At 38.9% G+C, this 16642-nt stretch carries 11 protein-coding genes; 2 read left to right on the forward strand and 9 right to left on the reverse strand.

The window, feature by feature from the left end:
* Nucleotides 1-75: 75 nt before the first annotated feature.
* The 8 genes from purL to PL_RS04420 all read right to left on the reverse strand — a co-directional run bounded on the left by purL (nucleotide 76) and on the right by PL_RS04420 (nucleotide 13791).
* Nucleotides 76-3741 (reverse strand): phosphoribosylformylglycinamidine synthase, encoded by a 3666-nt coding sequence (purL, locus tag PL_RS04385; protein ID WP_041878171.1) that lies wholly within the window; start codon nucleotides 3739-3741, stop codon nucleotides 76-78.
* A 220-nt stretch (nucleotides 3742-3961) separates the two neighbouring features.
* Nucleotides 3962-4747 carry a class I SAM-dependent methyltransferase gene (locus PL_RS04390; RefSeq protein ID WP_052496035.1) on the reverse strand — a complete coding sequence of 262 codons (786 nt, stop codon included), beginning with the start codon at nucleotides 4745-4747 and terminating at the stop codon, nucleotides 3962-3964.
* An 8-nt stretch (nucleotides 4748-4755) separates the two neighbouring features.
* Nucleotides 4756-5769 carry a TolB family protein gene (locus PL_RS04395; RefSeq protein WP_160292058.1) on the reverse strand — a complete coding sequence of 338 codons (1014 nt, stop codon included), beginning with the start codon at nucleotides 5767-5769 and terminating at the stop codon, nucleotides 4756-4758.
* A gap of 134 nt (nucleotides 5770-5903) precedes the next feature.
* Complete coding sequence (locus tag PL_RS04400) at nucleotides 5904-7403, reverse strand: RagB/SusD family nutrient uptake outer membrane protein (protein ID WP_052496039.1); 1500 nt, start codon at nucleotides 7401-7403, stop codon at nucleotides 5904-5906.
* Between the two features lie 23 nt (nucleotides 7404-7426).
* Entirely contained in the window at nucleotides 7427-10840 is a 3414-nt protein-coding gene (locus tag PL_RS04405; protein WP_160292059.1) for a TonB-dependent receptor, read from the reverse strand.
* Nucleotides 10841-10962: 122 nt separating this feature from the next.
* Nucleotides 10963-12084 (reverse strand): FecR family protein, encoded by a 1122-nt coding sequence (locus tag PL_RS04410; RefSeq protein WP_041878173.1) that lies wholly within the window; start codon nucleotides 12082-12084, stop codon nucleotides 10963-10965.
* 135 nt (nucleotides 12085-12219) lie between these two features.
* The gene (locus PL_RS04415; protein ID WP_041878174.1) at nucleotides 12220-12813 is read right to left on the reverse strand and encodes an RNA polymerase sigma factor; all 594 of its coding nucleotides are present in this window, start codon (nucleotides 12811-12813) and stop codon (nucleotides 12220-12222) included.
* 96 nt (nucleotides 12814-12909) lie between these two features.
* Complete coding sequence (locus PL_RS04420) at nucleotides 12910-13791, reverse strand: CPBP family intramembrane glutamic endopeptidase (protein WP_041878175.1); 882 nt, start codon at nucleotides 13789-13791, stop codon at nucleotides 12910-12912.
* A 203-nt stretch (nucleotides 13792-13994) separates the two neighbouring features.
* Here PL_RS04420 and PL_RS04425 point away from each other — a divergent pair, with 203 nt between their 5' ends.
* The gene (locus PL_RS04425) at nucleotides 13995-14597 is read left to right on the forward strand and encodes an HD domain-containing protein (RefSeq protein WP_041878176.1); all 603 of its coding nucleotides are present in this window, start codon (nucleotides 13995-13997) and stop codon (nucleotides 14595-14597) included.
* 109 nt (nucleotides 14598-14706) lie between these two features.
* Here PL_RS04425 and PL_RS04430 read toward each other — a convergent pair whose 3' ends face one another.
* Complete coding sequence (locus tag PL_RS04430) at nucleotides 14707-15588, reverse strand: LysR family transcriptional regulator (RefSeq protein ID WP_041878177.1); 882 nt, start codon at nucleotides 15586-15588, stop codon at nucleotides 14707-14709.
* Nucleotides 15589-15689: 101 nt separating this feature from the next.
* Between PL_RS04430 and PL_RS04435 the strand changes: the two genes are divergently transcribed.
* Entirely contained in the window at nucleotides 15690-16562 is an 873-nt protein-coding gene (locus PL_RS04435) for an alpha/beta fold hydrolase (RefSeq protein ID WP_348621086.1), read from the forward strand.
* Nucleotides 16563-16642: the final 80 nt, after the last annotated feature.

The raw sequence follows: 16642 nt of genomic DNA on the forward strand, positions 1-16642 counted from the left end.
ATAAACACGGCCCGACTACTATACAAATATAATAATCAGGCCGTTATGAATTTCAACCTATTGTTTCAGAACAGGCTATTTCTCTAATTTCTCAATCCATTCTCTTGCATTCACAAAAGCTTCCATCCATGGAGAAACTTCGTCTTTACGTCCCTGTGGATAATTAGCCCAGTGCCATTGGAACAACGAACGCTCAATATGCGGCATCATAACCAGATGTCTTCCTGTCTTGTCACATAACATTGCTGTATTATAATCCGACCCGTTAGGATTAGCAGGATAGCTTTCATAGGCATATTTAGATACGATATTATAGCTGTCTTCTGCATATGGAAGCTGGAATTTACCTTCACCATGTGAAATCCATACACCTAAAGTACTTCCTGCCAGCGTAGAAAGCATTACAGAATTGTTTTCCTGTATGGTTAATGAGGTAAAACCACTCTCATGCTTGGCACTATCGTTATGTAACATCTTAGGTTTTTCTTCATGATCTTCATTAATCAAACCAAGCTCTACAAATAACTGACAACCATTACAGATACCTACGGATAAAGTGTCCTCACGCTTAAAGAAGTTTTCCAGTGCATTCTTTGCTTTCTCATTGTATAAGAAAGCTCCTGCCCAGCCTTTGGCCGATCCTAACACATCTGAGTTAGAGAATCCACCAACTGCACCTATAAACTGGATGTCTTCCAGTGTTTCTCTGCCTGAGATTAAATCAGTCATATGGACATCTTTAACATCAAAACCAGCTAAATACATCGCATTAGCTAATTCTCTTTCAGAGTTACTACCTTTTTCACGGATAACTGCAGCTTTTGGTCTTGGTTTGGCAGGATCGATAACTGGTTTCTTTCCATCAAAACTTAAAGGAAAGTTATAATTTAATACGTGGTTTTTATAGTTATCAAAACGTTCTCTGGCTTTAACCGGACCGCTTTGTTTCTGATCAAGCAGATAAGAAGTTTTAAACCATACATCACGTAAATGATCAATATCAAAGCTCCAGTTACCTGATGCATTTTTAACTGTCAGTTCAGCCTGCTCAATCACTGTACCTATCTGATGATAAACTACCCCATTGGCTTCAAGAACTGCTTCAGCAGATTTATCAGCCTGGAATACGATACCAATATTTTCAGCGAAAAGTGTTTCAATAATATCCTGATCACCTAAAGCAGACAAATCAAGAGCTGCACCCAGATTACGATCTGCAAAACATAACTCTAAAAGTGTAGTAATCAAACCACCACTGCCTATATCATGTCCGGCCTCAATTTTACCGGCTTTAATCAAACTCTGTATAGTATTAAAAGTTGTCTTGAATTGTGCTGCATCCAGCATATCAGGGGTCTCAGTACCAACCTTGTTTAAGATCTGGGCAAATGATGAACCACCTAATTTATAACGGTCTGCAGAAAGATTGATATAATAGATAGCTCCGCCGTTTTTACGTAAAACAGGTTCTACAACTGCGGTAATATCATCACAATGGCCAGCAGCAGAGATAATCACTGTACCTGGAGCGATAACTTCACCATCTTTATATTTCTGTTTCATTGACAAAGAGTCTTTACCGGTCGGAATATTAATACCTAAACTGATAGCAAACTCCGAACAGGCTTTAACTGCTTTATATAAACGTGCATCTTCACCTTCGTTTTTACATGCCCACATCCAGTTGGCAGAAAGAGAAACACTTTCCAAACCATCTTTTAAAGGAGCCCATACCAGGTTAGACAGTGATTCTGCAATTGCATTTCTGCTACCCGCAGCAGGATCAATCAATGCTGAAAGCGGTGCATGCCCTATTGAAGTCGCAATACCATCTTTACCTTGAAAATCAAGCGCCATTACACCACAGTTATTCAATGGTAGTTGTAAAGGACCTGCACATTGTTGTTTAGCTACACGGCCACCCACACAACGGTCAACCTTATTGGTTAACCAGTCTTTACTGGCTACAGCCTCTAATTGCAACACCTGCTCCAGATAAGTATTCAGTTCGGCAGTATGATAAGTTACTGCCTTATATTTCCTGTCTATCGTATTATCCTGCATAACTACTTTAGGAGAGCTGCCAAACATATCTTCCATTTTCAGATCCATTGGTTTAGATCCGTTGGTAGCAGACTCAAAAGTAAAACGGTGGTCTCCGGTTACATCTCCCACAGTATACATCGGAGCTCTTTCACGGTCAGCAATTTTCTGCAGTGTTGCGATATTTTCCTGGCCAATAACCAATCCCATACGTTCCTGAGATTCGTTACCAATAATTTCTTTTGCTGAAAGCGTCGGGTCACCAACCGGCAATTTATCCAGATCAATTTTTCCACCGGTTTCTTCAACCAGTTCTGATAAACAGTTCAGGTGACCACCTGCACCATGATCATGAATAGAAACAATCGTATTGTGATCACTTTCTACCATACCACGTACTGCATTGGCAACTCTTTTCTGCATTTCAGGATTAGAACGCTGAATTGCATTCAGCTCAATACCCGAACCCAGGGCTCCTGTATCTGCTGATGATACAGCAGCACCACCCATTCCTATTCTATAATTTTCCCCACCCAGTACAACGATTTTATCATTTACTGAAGGTTTTTCTTTTTTTGCCTGATCAGCTTTTCCGTAACCAACTCCACCGGCCTGCATAATTACTTTATCATAACCCAGCTTTCTTGCATCTTCTTCATGCTCAAAAGTCAGAATTGAACCGGTAATTAATGGCTGACCAAATTTATTACCAAAATCTGAAGCTCCGTTTGAAGCTTTAATTAAGATATCCATTGGCGTCTGGTATAACCAGTCTCTTTCATTCACTGCTTTTTCCCATGGGCGATTTTCTTCCAGACGGGAAAAAGAAGTCATATAAACCGCTGTTCCGGCTAAAGGTAATGAACCTTGTCCGCCAGCCAGCCTGTCTCTGATCTCCCCTCCTGAACCGGTAGCAGCACCATTAAAAGGCTCTACTGTAGTAGGAAAATTATGAGTTTCTGCTTTCAGTGAGATTACTGAATCAAAATCTTTCAGTTCATAGTAGTCAGGCTCATCTGCTCTTTTAGGAGCAAACTGCTGTACTCTCGGGCCTTTAACAAAGGCTACGTTATCTTTATAAGCTGAAACAATCCCGTTAGGATTTGCCTCAGATGTTTTACGAATCAGTTTAAACAGAGATGAAGGCTGTTCTATACCATCAATAACAAATGTACCGTTGAAAATCTTGTGACGGCAGTGTTCTGAATTTACCTGAGAAAAACCGAATACTTCAGAGTCTGTTAATTTACGTCCAAGTTTTTCTGCTAACTTATTTAAATAATCTACTTCTTCATCACTTAATGAAAGTCCTTCCTGTTTATTATACGCTGCTATATCTTCGATTTCCAGAATAGCTTCCGGTTGAAGACTAATGGTATAGATATCCTGATTAAGTTCATTGTACTTTTGGAAAAGCATCGGATCAAAATCAGTAAAGTCTGCAGTCGTATTTTTAAACTCCTCAATTCTGATGATTCCCTGAATATCCATATTCTGGGTAATTTCAACAGCATTCGTGCTCCATGGAGTTATCATTGCAGCACGCGGACCAATAAAGAAGCCCGTTAAAACGGTTTCTTGTTTGAATTGGGCCCCGCCAAACAGCCAAGTTAACTTTGAAATATCTGACGATGAGAGAGTTTGCTCGGATTGTAAAGCAAAAACAGTATTAAGCTCGTTGGAGAAGAAATAAATCATGGTATGTTTTTATGGCGCAAATTTAATTTAAAAAAATTCTATGCCGTCATATATTGCAAAAATAGATGCAACAATTTGCAAATTCTACTTTAATATGTAGAATCACAGGAGGTTTTGTCATTGCCATTGGTTAACCTGCTCTGTTTTTTGTTTAAATCTGATGTCTTTTGGAAATTCCGTCAATATCCCGTTCTTATAAATTAATGATTACAGATTGTACTTAAACTCTCCCTCTTACTTCTTTTAACTTCATTACCATTAGTACGGCATCAGATACTATCCACTGATCATATTCTTCAATTGCTTTTAATCGCAATTCATCTTCAAGATATCCCTCTTCAACCATTTGTGTTGAGCCCGCAACTTTTGACCATATTCCAATCCGCTGTAAAAAGTTCATCTCATTTTTCTGATAGACCTCATCAGCGTTAAACACTTCAATTGCATGATAACCAGTTTCTGCAAAATAACCGGACAGATCATCAGCAATATGATTATTCATTCCCGCATCTGCCCGCCATTTTAAGAAAGTCTGATAAAAAAGCTGCATGCTTTGTGGTGGTCGGGGCTCCCAGCTCAGCTGTTCGTGATTATAATCCAGTACAGAAAGCCACCCGCCAGGCTTTAACAATGTTTTAAGTTTGATTAATGCTTCTTTTGGATTATTCAGCCATTGTAAAGTACGGGCAGAAACAATCAAATCAAACTTCTCTTCAGATTCATAACTAAATAAGTCCTGATGAATAAGTTCCAGATTCAGGGTGGTTTTATAGCTTTCTTTCCCACTGGTGATAAACTTTTCTGTATTATCAATCCCGGTGACAGAACCAGCAAGCCCTACCCGCTCTGCAATATCTTTGGATATTGCCCCCGTTCCACAACCAATATCCAGTACACGCAAACCATTTTTCAGCAAAGGAATCAGGGTTGCATAGTCTTTCTCTAAACTTCTGTTATCAAATATTTTATTAGTTGTCTGATGATCGCGCTGGATAGTCTTATTCATTTAGATGGTTATTTTCTATAACGTAAATTATCAATCATTTTAAACTTTATTCTGTAAATATCTGTGCGGCCCATACTTTTAGCCTGATGTGAACTAAAGTAAAGATAATTTGGTTCTGTAAGATTCACAGATGGCCCAAAGGTCCAGAATTCAGGTGAATTTATTTGTTCAGGTAATTTTACCGCAGGACTGTATCCAGCTGAGTTATAATAAGAAATATACAAATCTGCCTTCTTATCTGTGGATGTTTTCATTTTTTCAGCTGTGAATACAATGGTTTCATCAGGTAATACAACTGCATCAAAATCATTATCCGCACTATTTATTGAAGGGCCAAGATTAACAGCTTTGCTAAAGAAAAGTGGCTTTCCAAAAACCGAAATTGCACTTTGACCGGATGAATCCCGGGTATTGGTCTGCGAAATACTGCATACAAATAAATCCTGCCCGCCATATCCTCCATGGCCATTGGAAGAAAAGATAAACTTATTACCTTTTGCATTTGTGACCGGTGCCCATTCGTTTTCAGAAGTATTAATCTCTGGTCCCAAATTTACCGGCTCTGCAAACCGGTCGCTTTCTTTATTATAAGAAGCAAAGTAAATATCATCCCCTCCAAAACCACCAGAACGATTAGAGAAAAAATAAACGCCACTGCCATCCGGAGAAAAGAACGGATCAAAATCATTGGAGTCAGTATCAAATGTTACTCTTTCAGGTTTTGTCCATTGACCATTAACCTCAACGGATTGCCATATATCCATATCTTTCCGGTCTTCCAGCCAGTCTATCCCACCCCACAACATATGTTTACCGTCAGGACTAAACGTGATTTTAACATCGGCATTTTTTGTAGAAACGAGCCCGGGCATAAATAACTCTGCCGGTTCTGTTAGTATGAGCTGCCGGTTTCCGTCTGGAATAGCCTGCCGCTTACCCGATACTACCTGACTATAAGACAAATTAACCAGACCTATCAAAAGTCCGGCTGCTGCGTAAGCGAGCGGTTTAAATCTATTCATGGCTAATTTGATTTCTCTCTTATTGATTATCTGCAACAAGATCAAAAAAAGAATTGACATCTGTTCATGAAACCTCTGTCATAAAAAATGGCCGGTTAAATTCCGGCCATTTCTGTAAAAAACATCTTAAACAATTAATTATTAAGATTTGGATTCGCATTTAATTCCAGCTGTGGAATATTAAATAAATAATATGGGCTGTTAGGTTTAAAGGCCGATTTATCAGGGAATCTCAATGTGGTATGCTGTTCTGCCTGCACAGTTTTAGTCTGTCCGTCCGGAGTAGTAATCGTTACCATTTTAGGCTGTCCGTTTTCATCCAGATATGGAGACCGTTTTACAGATCCCTGTGTTCTTAAGATATCAGATAATGCAAAACCTTCACCCCATAGCTCTTTCCTTCTTTCTATCAGGATAGCATTGATTACATCATCCGCACTTTTTCCGGCGAGGTCAAAAAGAATAGCTTTTCTGGCAGTACGTAATTCATTTAAATATTGAACCGCAGTAGTCAGATCAGAGTTTCTGGCAAATCCTTCTGCCTGTATTAATACCATTTCAGCAGAACGCATCAGCACTATATCCCCTGTCTGATCAACACGGAGTTTAAATTTAGCATAACGCAGAAAACCTTCTCTGCCTGGCAGATTATCCCACGCAAACAATTTTGTTCTGATATCAGAATCATCAAATAATGTTTTAAAATTAGGATCAGCCATAAAACTGTAATAATAGGCTGATTCAGAACTTACATCCAGATACTGAAAAGCATAACTCGCATTGCTTTGATTAGGAGTCTGTCCCTGTCCCCAAATCCACTCATTATTACTCAAATCGTTAAATCCAAGATAGTAATCTGCTGGTGCCATAAAAGTATAATCTGCTCTGGCCGCCCCTGCCTTTTGGGCCGCAAGTGCCCATTTACCCATGTTCAGATAAGTTCTGGCTTGCAGGCCATGCACCACATCTATATTAATTTTGAATTTAGCCGATCTTGAATATTTAGCCAGCAATGTTTCTGCCTGCGTAAGATCAGCAGTAATCAATTTATAGACATCTTCCAGACTAGACTTTGGCTTACCTTCAGTACCAGCTACTGTTGGCTCAGTATAAACAGGCACTGCCTTTGCCTGTGGATCTTTAAGATAAGAGAACTGATAATAAGTTGCTAAATTCAAATAGCTATTGGCCCTTAAAGCCAGTGCCTGTCCTTTAACCTGTGCCTTTTTATCAGCCGATCCGCTTGATGCATCAATTTTGGTAATGATATTATTGCAATTATTGATCACTTTGTACAAAATAGTCCATATAGCTTCCAAACGGCCCTGATTATTAGCACCATTAAAAGCGTAGGCATCCGCAAAACCATATTTATTGGGATTGACAGCAACATCACTCCCCATCGCATCACTGGTTCTTAATATTGTAGAATAACCTGGGTTAGCATAGGTAAAGAATTCTTCATTCATATAGGCCCAGGTTCCGTTTAAAACAGCCTCTATATTAGCTACATCCTTATAAATCGCAGATTCAGGTACGTCCTGGCTTGAGCTTGTGGTTAGTTCTTTCTTGCATCCTGTAAAGGATAAAAGGAAAGCACCTACCATTATTGAAGTAATTATTCTGGTCTTCATATTGAAATAATTAAAAGTCATAATTAAAAAGTCACGTTGATTCCAGCAGAAAAAGTCCGCATTGCAGGATATCTGAAATACGTTGAACCATTAATGGTTTGTTCAGGATCCATTCCCTTATGCCCGTAAAAAGTAAGCAGGTTTTCACCGGTCAGTGTAAATCTCAGGTTCTGAACCCCAAGTCTGCCAGATAAACTCTTTGATAAATTATATCCCAGCGTTACAGCTTTTAAACGCGCATATGTAGCACTGTACAACTGACGGGTAGACGTTTGTGTCCAGCCAAGGTTATCTGTGGTCAATCTTGGCACATCAGTATTAGGGTTTTCCGGTGTCCAGTGATTTAATATTTCAGCAGACCATGATCCTCCGCTACGGTTACCATTTTGTAACAATGAAGCGTAATCACGATCCAGTACCTTTCCACCAAGACTATAAGCCAGCATAGCTGATAATTCAAATTGCTTATAGTTAATGGTATTGGTTACCCCGCCTAATAAATCCGGCAGAGAGCTGCCTTCAATATAAAATGCAGCTTTTGTATAATCATTTGTGGTTACTTTTTCACCTTTATCATTATTGGTATACCACAGCGGATCTCCGTTTGCCGGATCTACTCCTGCCCACTCTCTAATATAGAAATCATTAATAGAACCACCAACCCTCAGTAATTTAGTTCCTACAATCTGGTTATTCTGTGGCAGCTGTGTGATTTTATTTTTATAATGCGTTGCATTAACATTTAAAGTCCATTTAAAGTTAGTTGTCATTACAGGGATAGCATTGATCTGCACTTCTATACCAGTATTTTTTAATGCGCCAATATTTGCATCAATAGACCCGAAACCAGTTGAGAGTGCTTTTGGCAGACTAAACAGTAAATTTTTGGAAGCCCGGTTAAAATACTCTACCGAACCGGATATACGGTCTTTATAAATCCCGAAATCTATACCTATATTAAGGTTCAGATTAGTTTCCCATTTCAGATTTGGCGTAGCCAGACGTTTAGTTACTAATCCATTTTCACTTAGGTTGTTATAGATAGCATATAAACCATCGTAAGCGTAGTAAGTACCAATATCATCATTTCCCTGTGCGCCGTAACTTGCTCTTAAAGTCAGATTGCTTAACCAGCCGGAGTCTTTTAGAAAATCTTCCTTTGAGGCTCTCCATGATCCACCAAGAGACCAGAATGTTCCCCATCTGGTTTCAGGCGAAAACCTCGACGAACCATCAGTACGTAATGACCCTGAAAAGAAGTATTTATTTTTATAATCATATTCAGCTCTGCCTAAAAAACTTAACAATCTGTAATTATCAGCATAACCTCCAAATTCATTTAATTGTGCTGCTGCATCAGGCTCGTACAAATCAGGTAATACAAAACCCTGGCGACTGCCGGATATCTGGCGGATATTTCTGCTAAAGAACTCGTGCCCCCCAAGCAGGTTCAGGTGGTGATCTTCATTGAAAGTCTTTTCATAAGTGAAGATATTATTCCAGGTCCATGAATACTCCCGGTTACTGGACTTTGAAACAGAGCCTCTGATTGGCGCATCATCTCCATATAAAGGATTAGTATAAAAATGTCTGCTGATATTTTTATAATCACCGCTGTAAGATGTTTTAAATTTCAATCCCGGTAAAATTCCAGCTTCCAGAAATGCTCTTGCAGAGGCATTATCTGTTAAGATCTCATTTTTATCCAAATCTACCGTAGCGGCAAGATTAGACCTTGGCATGGCTGAACTTGGTCTGTAATTACCAAAATCAAATGCTTTATTACCTTTCTCATCGTAGACAAAAGAGCCATCAGCATTACGCTGATAGACAGGATAAAAACTCGGTATAGATCTGGATACGAGAATAACATTCGCTGTATTGCTATCCTCAGACTGAGGATAATCCTGTTTAGAGTTCGAAGCAGAAAGATTTAATCCCGCTTTAAGCCATTTTTTAGCCTGTGTAGTCAGATTCACTCTGGCATTATATCTTCTAAAGCCGGAACCTATAGCAATCCCCTTATCATCCAGATAACCACCAGAGATATAATACTGGCTCTTCTCATTACCACCGCTAAAGCTTAAATCTGCTTGTGTACGACTTGCATTTCTCTCTAAATAATCACTCCACTTATCATCCCATAAAGGCGCAGCTCCCGGAACGATTTTACCATCCAGACCCACCGGCTGCGGATAAGCTGCACCATATGGATTGATTCCCAAAGCTTTGGTTATCCTGCTGCTTGCACTCGTACTTGCCTGCGCATCAGTTAAACCATTGGTCAGTTGTTTATTTTTCAATGCGAGCCAGTAACTCTCAAAATACTGATCTGTATTCATCTGCTTATAATCCTGAACCGCACGGTTGGAAATACCGCGGCTGAAACTTGCATTAATACGTGGTTCATCAGAAATCCTGCCTGTCTTTGTGGTAATAATAATTACACCATTAGCTCCTCTTGAGCCATACAGAGCACTTGAAGATGCATCTTTCAGAATACTGACAGAAGCTATATCATTTACATTGATCGAGTTAATATTTCCCTGAAAAGGTGCACCATCAACTACATATAACGGATCGCTTGAGGCATTGATTGAACCTATACCCCTGATTCTGATAGTGGCATTTGTACCAGGCTGTCCACTGGATGAAGCAACCTGTACACCTGGTGCCAGTCCCTGTAATGCTTTCCCAATATTGGATACCTGTCTGTTCTCGAGTTGTTCTCCTTTAATCTGAGACAATGAACCTACAAAACTGGATTTTTTCACAGTTCCATAAGCAACGACAAGTACTTCATTCAGTTCACCCGGTGAGCTTTTTAAAACCACATTCATTATACCTGAAGCTGCAGGAATCTCCCGTGTTTCAAACCCGAGATAAGAGAATATCAAAACCTGAGGTCCAGAAAATCCTGAAATTGAAAATTTCCCATCCGCATCGGTGATTGCACCTTTATTTTTTCCCTTAACGCGTACAGTAGCACCAACGATTGGTAAACCAGACTCCTCGGTAACCCTTCCTCTGTAGCTTACCGAATCCACTATTTTAATAGAATTGCCAGCAGAGCGATTTTCACCACGCTTAATCACTACAGTTTTTTCCTCTATCGTGTAAGTCAGAGGCAATCCATCCAGACAAATATTCAACGTCTCTTCAAGAGTCGCATTGTTTACTTTGATATTTATCCTTTTATTCTGCTGAATAATATCAGGGTTGAAAATAAAGTCGTAACCCGTTTGATGACGGATCTCTTTAAAGACTTTTTCGATTAAAACATTCCGCTCATTGAGGGAGATCCGCTGTGCATAGCCAGCAGCACTCACCTGCATAAAAGTTGCTATTAATATGATGATTGTCAATCTCATACACAAAAGGAATTTATGGGCATGAGAGAACCCCATACCATTTTTCTTGGTATATATTTTATACATTTGTTTAGGTCGGTTTTACGATTTGCCTTTATGTTTCGAAGCAGGGGCATCTCGCAGGTTAATTATTATTTTTATTAATTACCAGGCTTAAACCAGGAGTATTAAGCTTCTGGTTTTTTTCCTTATTTAGTCACCACTACCCTCCTTCCTCTGACTTTAAAATGTACTTCACCGGTAAGTTCCATTACCTTTAAAACAGACACTACGCTTTTACTACGCGATATCCATCCATGGAGCTTTACCTCATCCGGTGCCGAATCATCATAAACAACATCTATATTATACCATCTCGACAGCTGGCGCATTGTGGTTCTGAAATCCTGCTGTCCAAAAATGAAATCGCCGTTTTTCCATGCTACAGCATTATCAGTATCTACATGAGCTACACTTATCTTATCCGAAACGGCAGCTTCCTGCCCGGGCTTTAAAATTTCAAAGCTTTTATTCATGGACACTTTGATCGCGCCTTCCAGTAAGGTTGTTTTGGTTGCAGGTTCATCACTATAGCTATTGATATTAAAGTGAGTTCCCAGTACTTCAGCAACCTGCTTTTCAGTGATTACGATAAAGGGTTTTGATTTATCAGGGGTTACCTCAAAATAGGCCTCTCCACTCAAAGTCACACGACGGGTTTTGAGCCCGGAAAAAGTTGACGGATAAGTTAATCTGGAAGCTGAGTTTAACCATACCCTGGTGCCATCCGGCAAATTCAGCTGCCATTGCCCCCCTTGTGGAGTTTCAACAGTATTGGGAACTGCAGTGTTATCACCCTTTCCTTTATCTTTATAGACCAGCAAACCATCTCCCGTTTTAATAACCTCCGCACCTTCCTGTTGTATAACATTACCATTAACTGCATCATTTAATGAAACCTTTTTCCCATTTCCAAGAGTTAAATAAGCTTTATTCTTGCCCGATGGAACATCATTGGCATATGAACTTTCTGCTTTAACTGCTACCTGAGGATTATGGCGGTAAAAAAACAACGCTAAGCCGCTTAACAGCAGAATCGCTGCTGCAGATAAATAAGGGACCAGACGGGATCTTCCCGCCGGTCTGTCAGATTCAGTTTCAAGATGATTCCATACCGCTGACAGATCCTGTTCCCTTTCATTTTCCGTCAGCTCCGGAACCTCATGAGGTTCATATCTGAGAAACCAGGTCTCTAATAAAGCCTTTTCCTCATCCGTACATCTGTCATCAACATATTTCTTTAAAAGCGACTGAAGTTCTTCTTCATCCATATTTTTTTCACTACTACATTAAATAGATTTAGCTACTAAATAAGATACAGTTGAGAAAGGCTCATGGGGTAAAACAATTTAAAATAAAATTGCTGAAGTAATGAATACAGAGAAAAGCTGCAAATCAGCAATCATTTAAGAGGCAAAAAAAAGAAAAAGAAGAAAGAAAATACCCAGTTTAACTCTCAGTATTTTCAAAGCATGTTGTATGTGTTTTCGGACTGTCTGCTCCGATAAATCCAGTTTCCGGGCAATTTCCCGATGACTAAAACTTTCATTTCTGGAGAGCTTAAATACCTCCTGCATCTTTTGCGGGAGTCCTGAAACTTCTTTATCAATAATCAAACGAAGTTCCTTTTCTCTCATTGCCTGATCAGTAATATACGCTCCATTATCCGCAATCTGTTGTAATGAAGACAGATAAGCAGAAGCAATACGCTTATGAGCCAGCAGGTTAAATATTCTGTTACGCACAGAAGCATAAAGAAAAGGGCCAAGATTTGCAGTATAGGTCAGCGTTTCCCGTTTAGTCCACAGATTGGAGAATACTTCATGCACAATATCTTTAGCATCATCTCTGTCCTGCATCCATTTATACGCATGCCGGTGCAGCAGGGATTTATACCGCTCATAGATTTCAGTAAAAGCAATCTGATCACCTGATCTGAGCAAAACTGCCAGTTCATCATCTGATAACTTACTGTATGCTGAAAATTCATAGAAATCCATACTCTGTTTCACGAGGCTGAAACCAAATATATCTATTATTTCAACAAAATTTCACATAAAACAATAGTTAAATCAAATCATGTTACCAGATGGCATTCAAGAAACATTCATATTAATTTTTGGTATTAACTTTTTCCGGTTTAACCAGCAAATTACCGCTATAATTACGGAGATCACAGGTAAAACAATACCAAATTCATCAATATAAAAAGCCGTTTTTCCATTATCAGTAGTTATCGGGCTAAAAAAAGATTGTATAAACAGGTTATGACTGGCATGCAACAAAACTGCTGTCCACAAACTACCGGAACGGATTCTAAACCATGTATACATAAAACCCATGCTTCCTGTCATTAAGGTAAAACAGCTCAGTGCATACCATGGCGGGGTTGCGCTATGATAATCTGCAAAAAGCAATATTGGATAATGCCATAAACCCCAGATCAGTCCGGTAACAATCGACGTAACTGTAAACCCGTAGTCATTATATAGTCTTGGTACCAGGAAACCTCTCCAGCCAATCTCTTCACCCAGCGCATTGGCCATGCTTTTAAAAATCCCCAAACCACCGGTTAATAAAAAATAAATAATGATAGTTATCCAGGGTGGTAAATTACCTAATCTCAAAGAAAGCATAGTTTCCCCAACGAAGCTTGTATTATAAAATCCTCCCAGGCCGGTACACCAGACAAACACATAAGCGATCAGTGCATATAAAAGCGGCAGAAAATAGCTTTGAACCTGATATTTTGTCTTTCCCCACTCCCAGCCCAGGCTTCGGATATCAATTTTCAATAGCAAACAGGTTATAAAAGCAGCAAATGCAGGAGACCACATCAGACCAGTAGTATAACGGCCATTAGCAGCACTGAGTTTACCATTATAAATAATTAAAAAGTAAAATACACCACTGATCAGAAAAGTCAGCAGCAGATACAACAGTATCGATTTCTGGTTTGATGATGTAACGCGGGTCATTTTTTAAAATCAGGTTAAAATAAGCGGAACAGACAAAATCTTTTATAAAGTATAAGTTAAACATTTCCGGTCAGCCGGACAATTTTTATTGACCGGTAAAAGATCCGGATCAAACCGCTCTAATTACACTGGTTTGTAATATTTGAGAATCCATTAATGATAATAGCTTTCCGTATTTATATTTGAGGATTATTAATCTTATTATGAATTCAGACAAATTACTCCAGCAGGTTGCTTTTATTCACGAAATCGACAAGCTGAAATATATTCAGCGGAAAACCCGCCTTTTTAATAGTGACAGGAGAGAAAATGATGCTGAACACAGCTGGCATCTGGCGCTTATGGCGCTTACTCTTGCAGAACACGCCAATGAGCCTGTTGATACTTTAAAGGTTCTGAAAATGTTATTGATTCATGACCTGGTAGAAATTGATTCGGGTGATGTTTTTCTCTATGATACAATTATCAATCATGACAATACAGTTGCTGAACGTAAAGCTGCTGAAAGGATATTTGGCTTATTACCTGAAAAACAAGCAAAAGAATTCATAGCAATCTGGGAAGAATTTGAGACCGGAGATACACCTGAAGCCAGATTTGCGCACTCTATGGACAGATTTGAGCCTATCTTACAGAATGCATCGAACCAGGGAGGTACATGGACAGAATATAATGTGCCTTATGACACAGTGATACAAAAAACAAGAAAAATTGAGCATGGGTCGGCAGTGATATGGGATTTTGCAGAAAAGCTCATTGACGACGGTGTAGATAAAGGATATATTAAAAAGACCGGAGATCTTTAAGTATATAATGCCTTATAAACCCAGATACTTAAATTAAGGGGTCTATGTCTCGGCCAAAAAGGAGATTCTGTTTTTGGCTGAAACATAGAATAACCTGTATTTTCCGGTTTTAGCTGGCATTAGCTATCACAGCATCATTTTCAAAATATCTTTTAAACATCTGCAATGTCTTAGGAAGCGCAATATCAATCCTGTTGATCAGTACAGTGGTGAGTGTACTTAAATCGCCTTCAAGAGGATGACTGTTCAACTGACGATGATCATAATGTTTCCTTATAAGTTCTTCCGGCAGCACAGTAATTCCGACTCCTGCCTCTACAAAATTAATAATCCCTTCTAAGGTATTTAAGATAGTGCATTGATAATTAAAAATCCCCTGATTACTAAGCCAGGTTTCAAGTCTTTGTCTATAGCTACAACCCTGATCAAAAACCACTATTTTCACAGGTTGTATACCAAGATGCCCCAAATCTCTCTGATTCACCGAAGATATAATGGATAATTTTTCTTCTTTTATAACCAGTGAACTAAGTTCAGGATTAAATATCGGTGCCACGACAAAAGCAGCATCAAGTTTAAAGTTTAATACATCACTAATAAGCTTTATAGATGTACCAGTTGAAAAATTAAGTGTTACACCTGGATACTGATTGGTAAAATGATTGATCACACCCGGTACCTTTAGCGCCATCGTCGTTTCAATGCAACCGATATTTAAGATACCTGATAATCTATCAGGAGCACTAAAAAGCTCCTTGACTTCATTAGCCAAACTATTTATTTTCCGGCTATATGTCAAAAATATCTTACCTTCTTCAGTCAGTATAACTTTTCTGGATGTACGGGTGAATAGTTCTATTTTCAATTCACTTTCCAAATTCTTTATTCTCGCGGTTATATTAGACTGAACCGTAAACATCTCTTCAGCTGCCTTGGTGAAACTCGCATTAACTGCAACAGATTCGAAAATCTTTAAATCATTTGTATTCATCTTTATTTATGATTATTCAAATCATTATTAATCGTTTTCAGAGCTTAAATATACCTCCTATTTTTGGTTTATGAAAACATAGAACACTAAATAAGATTAATATGAAAAACAACAAGATCCAATATTTGAGTATCAAAGTAAATAACTTAGATATTTTCTACCGCGAAGCAGGCACTAAAGATGCTCCCGTCATACTATTACTTCATGGCTACCCAACCTCATCACATATGTTCCGGAATCTGATACCAATTTTGAGCGAACAATACCATATAATAGCACCCGACCTGCCAGGCTTCGGATTTTCGGAAGCTAAGAGTCATGATCAGTTTCAGTATACATTTGATAACATGGCAAATACTGTTCAGGCTTTGATTGATAAAATGGAGATAAAATGCTTTGCCTTATACGTTTTTGACTATGGCGCACCGACAGGCTTCAGGATCGCTATGGCAAATCCTGAAAAAATAACAGCTATCATATCGCAGAACGGTAATGCATACGAAGAAGGTCTGAGTGACGAGTGGAATCCCATTCGAAATTACTGGGAGCATCCTACCAAAGCAAATCGTGAGTCGTTAAAAGACTTCGTATCTAAAGAAGCAACGCGGTTCTCGTATTATCATGGCGCGTCCAATCCTTCACTGATCGCTCCGGAAGCCTATTCATTAGATCAATTCTTTTTAGACCGCCCGGGAAATATTGAAATTCAGCTGGATTTAGTGCTTGACTACAGAACTAATGTTGCATTATATCCCCGCTTTCAGGAATATTTCAGGAAATACCAACCTCCATTTTTAGCTGTTTGGGGAAATAAGGACCCCTACTTTCTACCTGTCGGAGCTGAAGCGTATAAGCGTGATATGCCAAAGGCTATTGTTAAGTTTTATGATACAGGTCATTTTGCTCTTGAAACCCACTGTAAAGAAATTGGTAATGATATGCTGAATTTTTTAAATGATTTATCTGTTAAATAACATATATAGCCTCTCTTTAAAGCGAAAGAGGGCTATAATTAAACGCATATGATATAAATACAGAGTTGATCAGGCCGTTC

Origin of the sequence: Pedobacter lusitanus, assembly GCF_040026395.1 — a bacterium.
In the GTDB taxonomy this organism is placed as follows: domain Bacteria; phylum Bacteroidota; class Bacteroidia; order Sphingobacteriales; family Sphingobacteriaceae; genus Pedobacter; species Pedobacter lusitanus.